Annotated in this window: 2 protein-coding genes (1 of these 2 only partly in view); both read left to right on the forward strand. The window is 74.4% G+C overall.

Features of this window, described 5'->3' with window-relative positions:
• Positions 1–17832: a non-ribosomal peptide synthase/polyketide synthase gene (locus AMO33_RS23460; RefSeq protein ID WP_240327307.1), complete on the forward strand. Its 17832-nt coding sequence runs from the start codon at positions 1–3 to the stop codon at positions 17830–17832.
• On the forward strand, positions 17832–18268 hold the start of the coding sequence (locus AMO33_RS23465) for a non-ribosomal peptide synthetase (RefSeq protein WP_060594308.1). 24862 nt of this gene lie beyond the right edge of the window; only the first 437 of its 25299 coding nucleotides appear in the window; its start codon is at positions 17832–17834; its stop codon lies beyond the right edge, outside the window. The genes AMO33_RS23460 and AMO33_RS23465 overlap by 1 nt, the downstream gene beginning before the upstream one ends.

The raw sequence follows: 18268 nt of genomic DNA on the forward strand, positions 1-18268 counted from the left end.
GTGCACGGTACGGAGTTGGGTGGGTTCAGCGTGCGGCCCGACGAATACGCCGCCGATCCGATGTCGCCGGCGGCCCCGTTCCCGCTCTCCCCGGCGCAGACCGGCGTCTGGTACGCCCAGCTGCTCGACCCGCAGGTGCCGATCACCGTCGCCCAGTACGTCGATCTGCGCGGCGACCTGGATGTCGATCTGCTGCAAGAGGTTTCGGCCGAGGCCGCGCTCGACTACGGCTCCGGGTTCGTGCGGTTGTGCGAGATCGACGGCGTGCCCCACCAGGTGGTCGACCCCACCCTGTCCCGGGAACTGACCGTGCTGGACCTGCGCGAGCACGCCGACCCGGTCGCCGCCGCGCACGAATGGATGCGCGCGGACGCCGCCGCCCCGCTGGACCTGCTGCGCGATCGGCTGACCCGCGGCGCGATCCTGCGCGTCGGCACCCGGCGCTGGTTCTGGTACCTGCGGGCGCACCACATCGTGCTGGACGGCTACGGCGCGCTGGTGAACACCCAGCGCGTCGCCGAGCGCTACACCGCGCGGGTGCACGGCACCGAGCCCGCCCCGGTGCGTCCGGCGCCGCTGCCGGAACTGGTCGCCGCCGAGCAGGCCTACCGCGACAGCAGCCGGTTCGCGGCCGACCGCGCGCACTGGGCGTCCCGGGTGGCCGGACTGGACGGCGTGACCAGCCTGGACGGGCGGGTCGCGCCGTGCGCGGCGAGCAACCTCGTGGTCGGGCGGGCACTGCCGCAAGCCCTGGTCGAGCGCATGAATACCGTTGCCGCCGACCAGGATTCGACCATCGCCACGGTGCTGATCGCGGCATTCGGCGGCTACCTCGGCCGCCTCACCGACCGGCCCGACGTGGTGCTGAGCCTGCCGGTAACCGCACGGACCACCGCGGCCATGCGGCGCTCGACCGGCATGATGTCCAATATCGTGCCGCTGCGGCTGCCGGTCGGCGAGGTGCGCTGGGCCGAGCTGCTGCGCGCCACCCGGGTGGAGCTGGCCGGGGCGCTGCGCCACCAGCGCTACCGGCACGAGGACATCCGCCGCGACGCCGAGCACGACGGCAGGCCCGCGCACCGGGCGCTGTTCGGGCCGCTGGCCAACATCATGCTGTTCGGGCGCGACCTGACCCTGGGCACCACCACGGGTCGCTACCACGTGCTGTCCACCGGTCCCGTCGAGGACCTGAGCATGAACGTCTACTACGGCGAACGCGACAGCGTGCACGTCGATTTCGAGGCGAACCCGAACCTCTACAGCACCGACGAGCTGGCCCGGCACCACGCCCGCTTCCTCGGCTATCTGGACCGGCTGGCCGACGCAGGCCCGGACACCGCACTGGGCGCCGTGCCGGTGACCTCGGAGCTGGAGTTCGAGGTCAGCACCCGGATCTGGAACGCCACCGACGTCGACGTGCGGGCGCTGCTCGCGCCGGTGCGCGCGGGTGGATCGGCGGTCGGCGGTGCGGCGTCGGTGTGCGGGCCGGCCCGCCCGGGCGCCTCGGAGACCGCGCCGCCCACGCTGGTGTCGATGTTCGCCGCGCAGGTGGCGCGCACACCGGACGCGGTGGCGCTGCGGTTCGCCGGTGCGCCCCCCACCGTGCTGACCTACCGGGAGCTGGCCGGACGGGTGGACCGGCTGGCCCGCCACCTGATCGGCCTCGGCGTCGGACCGGAGACCCTGGTGGCGCTGCACATGCGGCGCTCACCCGACCTGGTGATCGCGATGTACGCGGTGCTGAGCGCGGGCGGCGCCTACGTGCCGCTCGACCCCGATCACCCGGCCGAGCGCACCGCGCACATCCTGGCCACGGCCGCGCCCGCCTGCGTGCTCACCGCGGGCGAGGCCCGGCTCTCCGCCGACGCCCCGGTGGTGCACCTGGACGATCTCGACCTGTCCGCCCACCCGGACGGCCCGGTGTGGGACCGGGAGCGACGTCGTCCGCTGCGGCCACGGAACCCGGCCTATGTCATCTTCACCTCCGGCTCGACCGGCGTGCCCAAGGGCGTGGCCGTCACGCACGAGGCGATCGTCAACCGGCTGGTGTGGATGCAGCAGACCTACCGGCTCGGGCCCGGCGAGGTGGTGTTGCAGAAGACCCCGGCGACCTTCGACGTGTCGGTGTGGGAGTTCTTCTGGCCGTTGCAGGTTGGGGCCGAGCTGGTGCTCGCCGCGCCCGACGGCCACCGCGACCCCGCCTACCTGCGCCGGGTCATCGACGACTACGGGGTCACCACCGCGCATTTCGTGCCGTCCATGCTGGAGGCGTTCCTGGCGGGGCAGGACATCGCCCGCGCGGGCACGCTGCGGCGGGTGTTCGCCTCCGGCGAGGCGCTGCCCGCGGCGACGGCCCAGCGGCTGCGGCTGCTCACCGGCGCCCGGCTGCACAACCTCTACGGACCCACCGAGGCCGCGGTCGACGTCACCTTCCACGAGGTGACCGACGCCGACACCGGTGCTGTGCCCATCGGTGCGCCGGTGTTCAACACCCGGCTCCACGTGCTCGACTCACGGCTGCGGCCGGTACCGGTCGGGGCTCCGGGTGAGCTGTATCTGTCGGGGGTACAGCTCGCCCGGGGTTATGTCGCCCGGCCCGGCCTGAGCGCCGAGCGGTTCGTCGCCGACCCGTTCGGACCGGCGGGCACCCGCATGTACCGCACCGGCGATCTGGTCCGCTGGAACACCTCGGGCGAGCTGGAGTACCTGGGCCGCACCGACTTCCAGGTCAAGCTGCGCGGACTGCGCATCGAGCTCGGCGAGATCGAGGCGGTGCTGGCCGGGGTGGACGGTGTCGTGCGGGCGGTGGTGCTCGTGCGCGACGACGTGGGGAGCCCGGCCCTGGGCGAACAGCTGGTGGCCTACGTGGTGGCGGCCGAGCCCGACGCGGTGGGCGCCGAGCAGCTGCGCGCCGCCGCGCTGCGCGCGCTGCCCGCCTACATGGTGCCCGCGGCCTACGTGGTACTCGACGAGCTGCCGGTCAACGCCTCCGGCAAGCTCGACCGCGCCGCCCTGCCCGCGCCCGCCCGCACCGTCGTCGCCTACGCCGCGCCCGCCACCCCGGTGGAGCGGGCCGTGGCGCGGGTGTTCGGCGAGGTGCTCGGCCGCGAGCGGGTGGGCCGCGACGACGACTTCTTCGCCCTCGGCGGCAACAGCCTGGTGGCCACGCAGGTGGCGGCCCGGCTCTCCGCCGACCTGAACTGCTCGCTCGGGGTCCGGGAGATGTTCACCGCGACGACGGTGCGCGATCTCGCCGAGCTGATCGAGCGAGCGGGTGGAACCGGCGGCGGCCCGCACCGTCAGCTGCGGGTGGTGCCGCGGCCGCCGCTGGTTCCACTGTCACCGGCTCAGCAGCGGATCTGGTTCCTGAGCCGCCTGGAACGCGACGACCCCCGCTACCACATGCCCGTGCTGCTGCGCCTGGACGGCGCGCTGGAGGTGGCCGCCCTGCGGGCGGCGCTGGCCGACGTGCTGGACCGGCACGAGATGCTGCGCACGGTGTTCCCCGTCGACGCCGACGGCGCCGCCCATCAGCAGATCCTGCCGGCGACGACCGTCGAGCTGCCCGTCGAACCGGTCGAAGCGGCGGAGTTGACCGCGGCGGTGCGGGTCTTCGCCGCCAGGCCGTTCCAGCTGGAGACCGAAATACCGTTGCGGGCCACGCTGTTCCGGCTCGGACCGGACGAGTACGCGCTCGCGCTCGTGCTGCACCACATCGCCGCCGACGGGCTCTCGCTGCCGGTGCTGGCCGCCGACACCGCCACCGCCTACGCCGCGCGCCGGGACGGCGGCGCGCCGCAGTGGGCGCCGCTGCCGCTGCAATACGCCGACTACGCCCTGTGGCAGCGCGAGCGGCTGGGTGACCCCGCCGATCCCGGCTCGCTCGCCGCGCGGCAGCTGGCCTTCTGGACCGCCGCCCTCGACGGCGCACCCGATCACCTCGAGCTGCCCGCCGACCGGCCGCGCCCCGCGATCGCCGACGGCGCGGGCGCCACGTACCGGATCGACATCCCCGCCGAATTGCACACCCGCATCACCGAACTCGCACGCGAGGAAGGCGCAACCGTCTTCATGGTGCTGCACGCGGCGCTGGCGGTGCTGCTGGCGCGCCTGTCCGGGGTCGACGACGTGGTGATCGGCGCGCCGGTCGGCGGCCGCGATGCCGCGGGGCTGGACGCACTGGTGGGCATGTTCGTCAACACGGTGCCGCTGCGCACCCCGGTGGACCGGTCCGCGCCCTTCCACACGCTGCTGCGCGCGGTCCGCGAGCACGACCTGGCCGCTTTCGCCCACGCCGACGTGCCGTTCGAGCAGTTGGTGGAGGTGCTGCGCCCGGCCCGTTCGCTGGCCAGGCACCCGGTGTTCCAGGTGGCGCTGGCCGCGGCGGTGACCGGCGATCTGGCCGTCGCACTGCCCGGGGTCGCGGTCCGGACGAGTACGGTGGAGACCGGGGTGACCAAGTTCGACCTCGCGGTCGAGGTCACCGAACGCTTCGCCGGTGCCGGTCGCGGGGAAGGTCCGGCACCGGCGGGGATCACCGCGGAATTCACCTACGCCACCGCGCTTTTCGACGCCGCGACGGTCGCGGCCACGGCGGCGCGCTTCGTCCGGTTGCTCGCCGCGGCCACCGCCGGTCCGGACCTGCCGGTGGGCGCGTTGCCGCTGCTGGACGGCGCCGAATACGCCGCGCTGACCACCCGCTGGGCGGGCCCGGCCGCCGCCACCACGCTGCTGCCCGACCTGTTCGCCGCGGCCGCCGCCACGGCTCCGGAGCGGGTCGCGATCGTCGGCGGCGACCGCGAGCTGACCTACCGCGAACTCGACCAGACCTCCGCGCGGCTGGCCAGGGCGCTGATGGCCCGCGGGGTCGGCCCCGACGACGTGGTCGCCGTCGCCATACCGCGCTCGCCGGAGTTCGTCACCGCGGTGTGGGCGATCGCCAAGGCGGGCGCGGCCTGGGTGCCCGTCGACCCGGCCTACCCGGCCGAACGGATCGAGCACATGCTGCGCGACAGCGGCGCGGTGCTCGGGCTCACGGTGGGCGCGGTGCGCGCCGACCTGCCCGGCCAACCGCACTGGCTGGTGCTCGACGACGTCGAATTCGGCTTCGAATGCGCGCGTTTCGGCGGCGAGCCGGTGCGCGACGCGGAGCGGGTACGGCCGCTGCGCCCGCACAACCTGGCCTACGTCATCTACACCTCCGGGTCCACCGGCACCCCGAAGGGCGTGCTGGTGACCCAGGCGGGCGTGGCCGGTTTCGCGGCCGAGCAGACCGCGCGTTACCCGATCGACGCGACCGCGCGGGTGTTGCACGTCGGTTCCCCGTCGTTCGACATCACCGTGGCCGAGCTGCTGATGGCGTTCGACTCCGCGGCCACCCTCGTCATCGCACCCGAGGAGGCGCGCTTCGGCCGGGAGCTGGTGGAGCTGCTGGCCGCGCAACGGGTGACACACTCGATCATGACGCCCTCGGGCGCGCTGACCATCGACCCGGCCGAGGTGCCGGACCTGCGGGTGCTGGTGGCCGGTGGCGAGGCCTGCCCGCCGGAGCTGGTGCGGCGCTGGCACGCGGCCGGACGCAGGCTCGTCGACGCCTACGGTCCCACCGAGGCGACCGTCGCCGTGGACATCAGCGACCGGCTGGAGCCGGGCAGGCCGGTCACCATCGGCCGTCCGCTGCGCGGGGTGCGCGAGTGGGTGCTCGACGAGCGGCTGCGTCCCGTGCCGGTCGGCGTGGCGGGCGAGCTCTACGTGGCGGGCGCGCAGCTGGCCCGCGGCTATCACGGCAGGCGCGCCACCACGGCCGAGCGGTTCGTGGCGTGCCCGTGGGCGCCGGGGGAGCGGATGTACCGCACCGGCGACCTGGTGTGCTGGACGCTCGCCTCGGGCGGCCGGGAGCTGGAGTACCTGGGCCGCAACGACGCCCAGGTGAAGGTGCGCGGCTTCCGCATCGAACTCGGCGAGATCGAGGCGGCCTTGGCGGCGCGGCCGGGGGTCGCACACGCGGTGGTCACCGTGCACCGCGATCCCGCGCGCGGTGACCAGCTCGCCGCGTACGTGGTGCCCAGCGGCGGGCACCCCCTGGATGCCGGAGACCTGAAGGCCGGGCTCCGGGCCCGGCTGGCCCCGCACCTGGTGCCCGCCGCGATCACCGTGCTCGACACGCTGCCGCTGACCCCCAACGGCAAACTCGACCGGGCCGCCCTGCCCGCTCCCGAATTCGGTGTGCGCGCCTACCGCGCGCCGGCCACCGACGTGGAGCGGACGGTGGCCGCCACCTACGCCGAGGTGCTCGGGGTGCGCGCCGAGCCCGGCGTCGGCCGCGACGACGACTTCTTCGAACTGGGCGGTAACTCCCTGATCGCCACCCGGCTGGTGGCGCGCCTCGGCGCCGCGCTGGACATGACGGTGCCGGTGCGCGCGGTGTTCGAAGCGCCGAGCGTCGCGGGCCTGGCCGCGCTGCTGGCCGACGGGGTGGGTTCCGGCGCCCGCGCGCCGCTGCGGGCCCGGCCCCGGCCACCGCGCGTGCCGCTGTCCTACGCCCAGCAGCGCATGTGGTTCCTCAACCGGTTCGACGCGGACTCGACCGCGAACAACCTCACCGCCGCCCTGCGGATCACCGGCCCGCTCGACGTGACCGCGCTGGCGGCGGCGGTGACCGATCTGGTCGCCCGGCACGAGATCCTGCGCACCCGCTATCCGGAGGCCGACGGAGGCGGGTACCAGCAGATCTGCTCGGTCGAGGACTCCGGTGTCGCGCTGGAGCGCGAAGATCTCGCCGCCGACGCGGTCGAGGCCCGGGTACGGGAGCTGGCCGCCCGGCCCTTCGACGTGACCGCCCATCCGCCGCTGCGGTTGCACCTGCTGCGCGTGGCCGCCGAGGAGCACGTGCTCGTGGTCGGGTTGCACCACATCGCCGCCGACGGCTGGTCGGTCGCGCCGCTCACCCGGGACCTGCTGCGCGCCTACGATTCCCGGCGCGCCGGTACCGCACCGGACTGGGCGCCGCTGCCGGTGCAGTACGCCGATTACACGCTGTGGCAGCGAGAGCTGCTCGGCACGGCCGATGACCCGGACTCGCTGCCCGCCGCGCAGCTGGCCTTCTGGTCCGCCGAACTCGCCGGCCTGCCCGACCTGCTCGAGCTGCCCACCGACCGCCCGCGCCCGGCCGAAGCCTCCGGTCACGGTGCGCGCCACCGCTGCGCACTGCCCGCGTCGACGGTGGCGGAGCTGCGCGCGCTCGCCGACGCCACCGATTCCTCGCTGTTCATGGTGCTGCACGCCGCGTTCGCGACGGTGCTGGCCGCGCTGTCGGGCAGCCGCGACATCGTGGTCGGCACCCCGGTCGCCGGGCGTGGCGAGGCCGCGCTCGACGAGCTGGTCGGCATGTTCGTCAACACCCTGGTGCTGCGCACCGAGGTGCGGCCGGATCTGGCCTTCGCGCAGTTGGTCGCGGCCGTGCGCGAGACCGACCTGCGCGCCTTCGAACACGCCGACGTCCCGTTCGAGCGGCTGGTGGAGGCGCTGGAGCCACGGCGCTCGGCCGCCCGGCACCCGCTGTTCCAGGTGATGCTCGACCTGAACAACACCGCACCCGCCGCCCCCGTCGACCTGGCGGGGATGAACATCACACCCCTCGAACTCGACCACGCGATAGCCGAATTCGATCTCCAGCTGAGCCTGACCGAGACCGCCGACGGCATGGACGCGGTGTTCACCTACGCCACCGACCTGTTCGACGAGGCCACCGTCGCCTCCTTCGCCACCCGGTGGCGGCTGGTCCTGGACGCGGTGTGCGCCGACCCGGATGTGCGGATCGGCGCGATCGACCTGCTCACCGCCGCCGAGCGCACGGTGCTGCTGCGCGAGCGCAACGCCACCGCGCGCCCGCTCGGCCCCGCCGCCACCCTGATCGGCCTGTTCGAGGAGCAGGTCGAACGCACCCCCGACGCCGTGGCGGTGGTGTTCGAGGACGAACACCTGACCTACCGGGAGTTCGCGGCGCGGGTACACCGGCTGGCCCGGTTGCTCGTCGCACACGGCGTCGGACCGGAGCGCACGGTCGGCCTCGGCATGCACCGGTCGATCGAGTTGGTCGTCGGCATGTACGCGGTGCTGGCCGCGGGCGGCGCGTACGTTCCGCTCGACCCCGCCCATCCGGCCGAGCGGCTGGCCCACATCCTCGACACGGCCCGCCCGGTCTGCGTGCTGACCCGCGGTCGCGACGGGCTCGAGGTCACGGGCCCCGCCGTGCTCGACCTCGACCTGCTCGACACCACCGGCTACCCGGACACCCCGCTCACCGATGCCGATCGCCGCGCCCCGCTGCGGCCTGCGCACCCCGCCTACGTCCTGTTCACCTCGGGCTCGACCGGGCGGCCCAAGGGCGTGACGATCGAGCACGCCGCCATCGTCAACCGGCTGCGCTGGATGCAGGACGAGTACCGGATCGACGCGCGCGACGTGGTGTTGCAGAAGACGCCGGTGACCTTCGACGTGTCGGTGTGGGAGTTCTTCTGGCCGTTGCAGGTGGGCGCCCGCCTGGTGCTGGCCCGGCCAGACGGCCACCGCGACCCGCGGTATCTGGCCGAGCTGATCGCCGCCGAGGCGGTCACCGTCGCCCACTTCGTGCCCGCGATGCTGGCCGTCTTCGTCGCGGAACCGGCTGCCGCACAGTGCGGTTCGCTGCGTGCGGTGTTCTGTTCGGGCGAGGCGCTGCCACCCGCGCCCGCGCACCGGTTGCGCGCGCTCACCGGCGCCGCGGTGCACAACCTCTACGGGCCGACCGAGGCCGCCGTGGACGTCACCCACCACGAGGTCACCGACGCCGACACGCAGAGCGTGCCGATCGGGTCGCCGGTCGCCAACACCCGCGTCTACGTGCTCGACGACCGGCTGCGTCCGGTGCCCGCCGGGGTGCCCGGCGAACTGTATCTGGCCGGTGTGCAATTGGCGCGCGGGTACGCCGGGCGACCCGACCTCACCGCCGACCGGTTCGTCGCCGATCCGTTCGCACCGGGCGCGCGGATGTACCGCACCGGCGACCGGGTGCGCTGGTCGGCGGCCGGTGAGCTGGAATACCTGGGCCGCACCGACTTCCAGGTGAAGGTGCGCGGAATGCGGATCGAGCCGGGCGAGATCGAAGCCGCGCTGACCGAACTCGACGGCGTCGACCAGGCGGTCGTCGTCGCCCGCGACGAGCACCTGGTGGCGTACCTGATCCCGGCGGGGCCGGTCGATCCGGACGCGGTGCGCGTGGCGCTGGCCCGGCGACTACCCGCCTACCTGGTGCCCGCGGCGTTCGTGCTGCTGGACGCCTTCCCGCTCAACGCCTCGGGCAAGCTGGACCGCACGGCCCTGCCCGCGCCCGTCTTCGCGGCCGCCGCCTACCGCGCGCCGGTGACCGCCGTGCAGCGGCAGGTGGCGGCCGTGTTCGCCGACCTGCTCGGCGCCGAGCGGGTCGGCCTGGACGACGACTTCTTCGCCCTCGGCGGCAACAGCCTCACCGCCACCCGGGTGGTCGCGCGGCTGGGCGCCGCGCTGGACGCCCAGGTGCCGGTGCGCGCGCTGTTCGACGCGCCCACCGTCGAAGGTCTGGCCGCGCGGGTGGCACCGCTGTGCGGCAGCGGCGCCCGCCCGGCGCTGACGGCCCGGCCGCGTCCGGACCGGATTCCGCTCTCGGCCGCCCAGCAGCGCATCTGGTTCCTCAACCGTTTCCTCGCCGACGGCCCGGGCGACGCGGTGAGCAACATCCCGGTCGCGCTGCGGTTGACCGGCGAGCTCGACGCGGCCGCGCTCACCGCAGCCCTGCACGACGTCGTCACCCGGCACGAATCGCTGCGCACCGTCCACCCCGCCGACGTGGCGGGCCCCTACCAGGTCGTGCGGCCCGCGGGGGAGCAGCGGTTCGATCTGCGGCCCGTCGCGGTCACGGCCGACGACCTGCCCGCCCGGCTCGCCGCCCGGATCGCCGAACCGTTCGACCTCACCGTCGAAACGCCGCTGCGCGCCGACCTTTTCGCGCTCGCGCCGGACGAGCACGTGGTGCTGGTGGTCCTGCACCACATCGGCGCCGACGGCTTCTCGCTCGGCCCGCTGGCCGCGGATCTGATGACCGCGTACACCGCCCGCCGCGCCGGCGTGGCACCGGCGTGGACGCCGCTGCCGGTGCAGTACGCCGACTACGCGCTCTGGCAGGCCGAACTTCTCGGCGACGACGCCGACCCCGGCTCCCGCGCCCACCGCGAACTCGCCTTCTGGCGCGCCGCGCTGGACGGGCTGCCCGAGCAGCTCGACCTGCCCACCGACCGGCCGCGGCCCGCGGTGGCCAGCCACCGCGGCGCCACCCACCGGCTGCGGATCGACGCCGACCTGCACAGCGAACTGCGCGAACTGGCCCGCAAACGCGACACCACCCTGTTCGCCACCGTGCACGCCGCGCTCGCGGTGCTGCTGGCCCGGCTCTCCGGTACCGCGGACATCGCCATCGGCACCCCGGTCGCGGGCCGCGGCGACCAGGGCCTCGACGGCGTGGTCGGCATGTTCGTCAACACCCTGGTGCTGCGCAGCCACATCGACCCGCGGGACCGGTTCGAGGCCGTCCTGGACGAGACCCGCCGCCGCGACCTCGACGCGCTCTCGCACCCGGACCTGCCCTTCGAACGGCTGGTGGAGGTGCTGGCCCCGGCCCGGGCCCGCAACCGGCACCCGCTGTTCCAGGTGGCCCTGACGATGCAGAACTTCACCGTGCCCCCGCTGGAACTGCCCGGCCTGCGGGTGTGCCCGCTGCCGCTGGACGCCGTCGCCGCCGAGTTCGACCTGCAGTTCAGCGTGCTCGAGAACGCCTCCGCCGACGACTCCGACGGCCGCGCCGACGGCATGGACATCGAGATCACCTACGCCACCGAACTTTTCGACGCCGACTCGGTGGCCGTGCTGGCCCGGCGATTCACCCAGGTGCTCGCCGCCGTCGCCGCCGACGCCACCGTGGTCGTCGGCGACATCCAACTGCTCTCCGCCGAGGAGCAGTACCGCACCCTGCACGACTGGGCCGCCACCGGCCGCGACCGCGCCGCGGGCGACCGGACGCTGCCGGACCGGTTCGCCGCCGCCGCGCGCCGCGACCCGGCGGCGACCGCGGTGCGCGCCGCGGCGACCACGCTCAGCTACGGCGAACTCGACGCCAGGTCCAACCGGCTGGCGCGGCGGCTCGTCGCCGCGGGCGTCGGGCCGGAAACCCTGGTGGCGGTGGCGTTGCCGCGCTCGGCCGAGCTGGTCGTCGCCCTGCTCGCCGTGCTCAAGGCGGGCGGCGGCTACCTGCCGATCGACCCGGACTACCCGGCCGACCGCATCGAGTACATGATCGACGACGCCCAGCCGATCTGCGCCCTGACCGCGCCCGGCACCGCGCTGGCCCGCGACTGGTTCGGCGGCCCGGTGCTCGACGTCGAACGCGACGCCGACCCCCGCTACTACGCCTCGACCCCGCTCACCGACGCCGACCGGCGCGCACCCCTGCGACCCGAGCACACCGCCTACGTCATCTACACCTCCGGCTCCACCGGCAGGCCCAAGGGCGTGGTGATACCGCACCGCAACGTCGTGCGGCTGCTGGACAACACCCGCGAGCTGTTCGGTTTCGGCCCGCACGACGTGTGGACGATGTTCCACTCCTACGCCTTCGACTTCTCGGTGTGGGAGCTGTGGGGCGCGCTGCTGCACGGCGGCAGCGTGGTGGTCGTCGACTACTTCACCTCCCGCTCGCCCGAGCAGTTCCGCGAACTGCTCGTGCGCGAACGGGTGACCGTGCTCGACCAGACCCCCTCGGCGTTCTACCAGCTCGTGGCCGCCGACACCGCGGCCGAGCCCGCCGAGTACGCGCTGCGGTGGGTGATCTTCGGCGGTGAGGCGCTGGAGCCGCAACGCCTCGGCGGCTGGCTGCGCCGCTACCCGGACGCACCGCGCCTGGTGAACATGTACGGCATCACCGAGACCACCGTGCACGTCTCGCACCGGGCGATCGACGCGGGCACCGGCGCGGCCAGCGTCATCGGCGGCGCCATCCCCGGCCTGACCGTGCGGGTGCTCGACACCCGGCTGCGGCCGGTGCCGGTGGGAGTGCCGGGCGAGATCTACGTCTCCGGCGGACAGCTGGCGCGCGGTTACCTCGGCAGGCCGGGGCTCACGGCAGGCCGCTTCGTGGCCGATCCCTACGGCCCGGCGGGTGCGCGCGCCTACCGCTCCGGCGACCTGGCGCGCTGGACCGCCACCGGCGAGCTGGAATACCTCGGCCGCGCCGACCAGCAGGTGAACCTGCGCGGCTTCCGCATCGAACTCGGCGAGATCGAGGCGGCGTTGCTGGCCGAGCCCGAGGTCACCGAGGCCGCCGTGGTGGTGCGCAGCGACCTGGTCGACGAGGCCAGGATCGTCGGCTACCTGGTCACCACCGGGCCGGTGGACACCGCCGCGCTGCGGGAGCGGGTGCGCCGCACCCTGCCCGAGCACATGGTGCCCGCCGCGCTGGTGGAGATCGACCGGATTCCGTTGACCGTCAACGGCAAACTGGACCGGGCGGCGCTGCCCGCGCCGGTGTTCACCGCCACCGCCTACCGCGCGCCGGCCACCCTGGTCGAGGAGATCGTGGCCGGGGTCTACGCCGAGGTGCTCGGCCTGACCGACCAGCGGGTCGGCGCCGACGACGACTTCTTCGCCCTCGGCGGCAGTTCGCTGCTCGCGGCCAAGGCGGCGGCCCGGATCGGCACCGCCCTGGACCGGCAGGTGTCGGTGCGCACGCTGTTCGAGGCGCCGCGGGTCGCCGAACTGGCCGCGGCCGTGGAGGCCGCCGCGGCGGCGACCCGCCCGCCACTGGTGGCGGGCGCACGCCCGGCCCGCCTGCCGCTCTCACCGGCGCAGCAGCGGATGTGGTTCCTCAACCGCTACGACGCGGCCTCGACCGCCTACACCATTCCGGTGGCACTGCGGCTGCGCGGCGCGCTCGACCCGGCCGCGCTGCGGGCCGCGCTCGCCGACCTGGTCGCCCGCCACGAAGCACTGCGGACCCGCTATCCCGAGGTGGACGGCGAGCCCGTCCAGGAGATCCTGCCCGCGGGCCCGGCGCTGCCGAACGCCGAGACCGTCGCGGAATCGGAGCTGCCGCAACGCATCCGGGAACTGGTGCACGCCCCCTTCGACGTCACCGCGGAGGTGCCGGTGCGGCTGCGGCTGCTGCGGGTGGCCGAGACCGAGCACGTGCTCGTCGGCGCGCTGCACCACATCGCCGCCGACGGCTCCTCGATCGTCCCGTTCGTGCGCGACCTGATGACCGCCTACACCGCCCGGGTGGCCGACTCGGCGCCGTGCTGGGAGCCGCCTGCCGTGCAGTACGCCGACTACGCGCTGTGGCAGCGCGCGTTGCTCGGCGACGAAAGCGACCCGGCGTCGCGGGCCGCCGAGCAGATCGGCTACTGGACGCGGGCGCTGGCCGGACTGCCCGATCAGCTCGCGCTGCCGACCGACCGCCCGCGCCCGGCCACGCAGAGCCTGCGCGGCGACACCGTCTCCGTCGCGGTCGACGCCCGGCTGCACGCCGGGCTGGTGGCACTGGGCCGGGCCCACGGCGCGACCCTGTTCATGGTGGTGCACGCCGCCTTCGCCGCCCTGCTGGCCCGGTTGTCGGGCACCGCGGACATCGCCGTGGGCACCCCGGTCGCCGGACGTGGCGCCGCCGAACTCGACGACGTGATCGGCATGTTCGTCAACACCCTGGTGCTGCGCACGGTCGTCGACGACGGCGCGCCGTTCACCGAACTGCTCGACCGGGCACGGGCCGCCGACCTGGCCGCTTTCGCACACGCCGACGTGCCGTTCGAGCGGCTGGTCGAGGTGCTCGACCCGGCCCGCTCCACGGCCCGGCATCCGCTGTTCCAGGTCGGGTTCTCCTTCCAGAACCACGAGCGCGGCACGCTGGAGCTGCCGGGACTCACCGTCGAGGAGATCGAATTCGACAGCGGCGTGGCGCAATTCGATCTGCACCTGTTCGCCCTCGACCGGTACGGCAGCGGCGGCGCCCCGCAGGGCGTCGAGCTGGTCCTCGGCTACGCCACCGACCTGTTCGAGGCGAGCACCGCACGGCGCTTCGCCGATCAGCTGCACCGGGTGCTGGCCGAGGTGGTCCGGCAGCCGCAGGTCGTGGTCGGCGATCTGGACCTGCTCGGCCCCGCGGGCCGCGAGCTGCTCGGCACCTGGAACGCCACCGCGCATCCGCTGCCCGCCGCCACCCTCGCCGACCTCGGTGCCCGCCAGGCCGCGGCCACCCCGGACGCGGTCGCGGTGCTCGACGCGCACCAGGGCCGCACCCTCACCTACCGTGAGTTCGACGCGGCCGCGAATCGCCTGGCCCGGCGGCTGATCCGCGCGGGCGTCGGCCCGGAGCAGACCGTGGTGCTCGCCCTGCGCCGCTCGGTGGCACTGGTGGTCGCGATGCACGCCGTCGTGCGCGCCGGTGGTGCGTACGTGCCCGTCGACCCGGACCATCCGGCCGAGCGGATCGCCCACATCCTCGACACCGCGGCCCCGGTCTGTGTGCTCGCGACGGGGGACCTGCCGTTCGACACCGCCCTGCCGGTGCTCGACATCGACGGCGGCGCGGCGCTGCCGGACGATCCGATCCGTGACGAGGAACGGGTGCGCCCGCTGCGTCCCGAGCATCCGGCCTACGTGATCTTCACCTCCGGCTCGACCGGGCGGCCCAAGGGGGTGGCGGTGCCGCACGCCGCCGTGGCGAACCAGATCCGCTGGCTGTGTGCGGAATTCGGGCTCGGGTCCGCGGACGCCTGCCTGCTCAAGACGCCCGCGACCTTCGACCTGTCGGTGTGGGAGTTCTGGGGGCCGCTGCTCTCGGGTGGGCGGCTCGTGGTCACCGCGCCCGGCGACGAGCGCGACCCGGATCGGCTGCGCGACCTGCTCGACCGGCACGCGATCACGCTGCTGTGCACGGTGCCCTCGATGCTGGCCATGCTGCTCGGTGCCGCCGCCGGCCTGCCCGGCGCCCTGCGGCACGTGCTCGCCATCGGTGAGGCGCTGCCGCCCGCCGTCGCCGCCGACTTCCTCGACCGCGCCGCGGGCACCGGCGCGGCGCTGCACAACCTGTACGGGCCGACCGAGGCGGCGGTCTCGATCACCGCCCACGAGGTGCGGGAGCGGCCGCGGCACACGGTGCCGATCGGCACCCCCGCCTGGAACAGCCGCCTGCACGTGCTCGACCGGCGCATGCGGCCGGTTCCGGTCGGCGTGGCCGGCGAGCTGTACCTGGCGGGCGCGCAGCTGGCCCGTGGATACCAGGCCGCGCCCGCGCTGACCGCGGGCCGCTTCGTCGCCGACCCCTTCGATCGCGGCGCCCGCATGTACCGCACCGGCGACATCGTCCGCCGTCGCGCCGACGGCTCGCTCGAGTACCTCGAACGCGCCGATTTCCAGGTCAAGATCGGCGGCTTCCGCATCGAACTCGGTGACATCGAATCCGCGTTGCTCGCGCTGCCCGGTGTGCGGGCCGCCGTCGCGCTCGCCCGGCCCGACGGCGCGGCGGGCGCGCGGTTGGTGGCCTACGCGGCGGTGGACGGCGTGCTGTCGAGCGCGGCGAGCGGGTCATCGAACGGCGGCGCCTCGGCCGCCGATGCCACGGCGCGCGAAAACGACGTGGTGAGCGCGACGACCCGGATCGGCGCCGAATTGCGGGCCGGGTTGCGGGAGCGGCTGCCCGGGTACATGGTGCCCGCGGCGGTGATGGCGTTGCCCGCGTTGCCGCTCACCGGCAACGGCAAGGTGGACCGGGCGCGGTTGCCCGAGCCGGTCTTCGCCGAGGGTGCGTTCCGGGAACCGCGGGGACCGGTGCAGCGGTTGGTGGCGGCGACCTTCGCCGAGGTGGTGGGGATTCCCCCCGAGCGGGTCGGCGCCGAGTCCGACTTCTTCGACCTCGGCGGGAACTCGCTGCTGGCCACGAAACTCGCGGCCCGGCTCGGCGCCGCGCGGGGTGTGCGGGTGCCGGTCGCCGCGGTCTTCGAGGCGCCGACGGTCGAGGCGCTGGCCCGCCGCCTCGACGCGCTCGACGGCGCGGCCAGGCCGCCGCTGGTGCGCCGCACCGGCACCGCGCCGGTGCCGCTGGCGCCCGCCCAGCAGCGCATGTGGGTGGTCAACCGGCTGGCCCCGGATTCGGCGGCCTACAACATCCCGGCCGCGCTGCGCCTCACCGGCGACCTCGACCACGCCGCCCTCACCGCGGCCGTGCGTGACGTCCTGGACCGGCACGCGACCCTGCGCACCCGCTACCCGGACGGCCCCGAGGGACCGGTCCAGGAAGTCCTGCCGGTCGCGGCGCTCGCGCCGGACCTCACGCCCGTCCCGGTGCGCGCCGACGAATTGCCCGCGCGGCTGGCGGAATTCGTCTCGCGCGGATTCGACGTCGCGGCCGCGCCGCCCGCGCGCATCGCCCTGTTCGCCTGCGCCGACGAGCACGGCGGAGGGCACGACGGGCCGCCGTCCACCAGCACCGAGCACGTCCTCGTCGTGGTGGTGCACCACATCAGCGCCGACGGCTACTCGGTCCTCCCGCTCACCCGCGACCTGATGCGCGCCTACGCCGAGCGCGCGGCCGGGCGCGCACCGGGCTGGGCACCACTGGCGATCACCTACGCCGACTACAGCGTGTGGCAGCACGACCTGCTCGGCGCACCGGATGCCCCCGACAGCGCGGCGGCTGCCCAGCTGGCGTACTGGCGGGGCGAGCTGGCGAGCGCGCCGGAGTTGCTGGCACTGCCCACCGATCGTCCCCGGCCCCCGCATCGCGACATGCGCGGGGCGAGCGTGGACGTGACGGTCGACGCCGAACTGACCGGCGCACTCGACCGGGTGGCGCGCACCCACGGCACCACCCTGTTCACCGTGCTGCACAGCGCGCTGGCCGTGCTGCTGGCCAAGCTCTCCGGCGGCACCGACATCTGCGTGGGCGTGCCGGTGGCCGGGCGCGGCGAACGCGAACTCGACGACCTGGTCGGCATGTTCGTCAACACGGTGGTGCTGCGCACCGAGATCGAGGCCAAGGCCGGGTTCGCCGACCTGCTCGCGCAGGCGAGCAGGCGCATGCTCGGCGCGCTCTCGCACGCCGACGTGCCGTTCGAGCAGGTGGTGGACGCGCTCGGCCGCACCAGGTCCAGCGCCTACACCCCGCTGTTCCAGGTGATGTTCACCTTCCAGAACATGCCACCGGGCACCGTCGAACTGCCCGGACTGGCCGTCGAGGTGATCGATCCGGCGCCCGCGGAGGCGAAGTTCGATCTCCAGGTCATCGGTATCGAGCGGTTCGACGCCGAGGGCGGTCGCGCCGGGCTGACCCTGCGCCTGGGCTACGCCCTGGACATCCTCGACGCCGACACCGTGCGTGGCTACGCCGACCGGCTGCTGCTGGTGCTGGCCGCCGTCGCCGCCGACCCGTCGATCGCCGTGCGCGCCATCGACATCCGCACCGACGCCGAGCGGAACACCACCCCCGCCACCCTGGCGGACCTCCCGGCACTGATCGCCACCGCGGCGCAGCTCGCGCCGACGGCCGTCGCGTTCGCGCACGGCGAGCATCGGGTCACCTACGCCCAACTCCAGGACAAGCTGGCCGGCGTCGCCACGGCGATGGGCGCCGCCGCCTCACCCGAAGCGCTCATCAACGTCGCTCTCGCCGGGTTGGTCCCCGGCATCCTCACCGCGCTCGGCGGCACCGGTCTCGCCGCCGCGCTGCACACCCTCCTCGCCGAGACCCGGACCGTGGTCTCCGAAAGGAACAGCTGATGTCCCAAGCAGAATCGCTCACCTCCCGTGGACTCGGCAACCGCCCCGCCACCGCACGCCATGCCGCACTACGCCGCGCCTACGGTCTCGCGGATCTGCCGCGACTGATCGAGACCGTCGCCGATCTGGAACCCGACCGGGTGGCCCTGCGCACCGGCGACACCGTGATCGGCTACGCCGCCCTGGCCGCCGAGGTCGGCACCCTCGGCGCCGCGATGGGCGGCGCGCTCAGCCAGGACGCGTTGATCTCGGTGGTGGTCTCCGGCCTGCTGCCCAGCCTGGTGGAGGCGGGCGAGGGCGCGCTCGGCGAGGTCCTCGAGCAGCTGCTCGACGACGCCCTGGTCGCCGCCGACCCGCTGCTGCCGGTCTCCTTCGCTCCAGTGGAGACGCTGGTGACCGAGTTCGCCGAGCAGGTGCGGCGCACTCCCGACGCGAT

It is taken from the genome of Nocardia farcinica, assembly GCF_001182745.1.
GTDB lineage: Bacteria > Actinomycetota > Actinomycetes > Mycobacteriales > Mycobacteriaceae > Nocardia > Nocardia farcinica.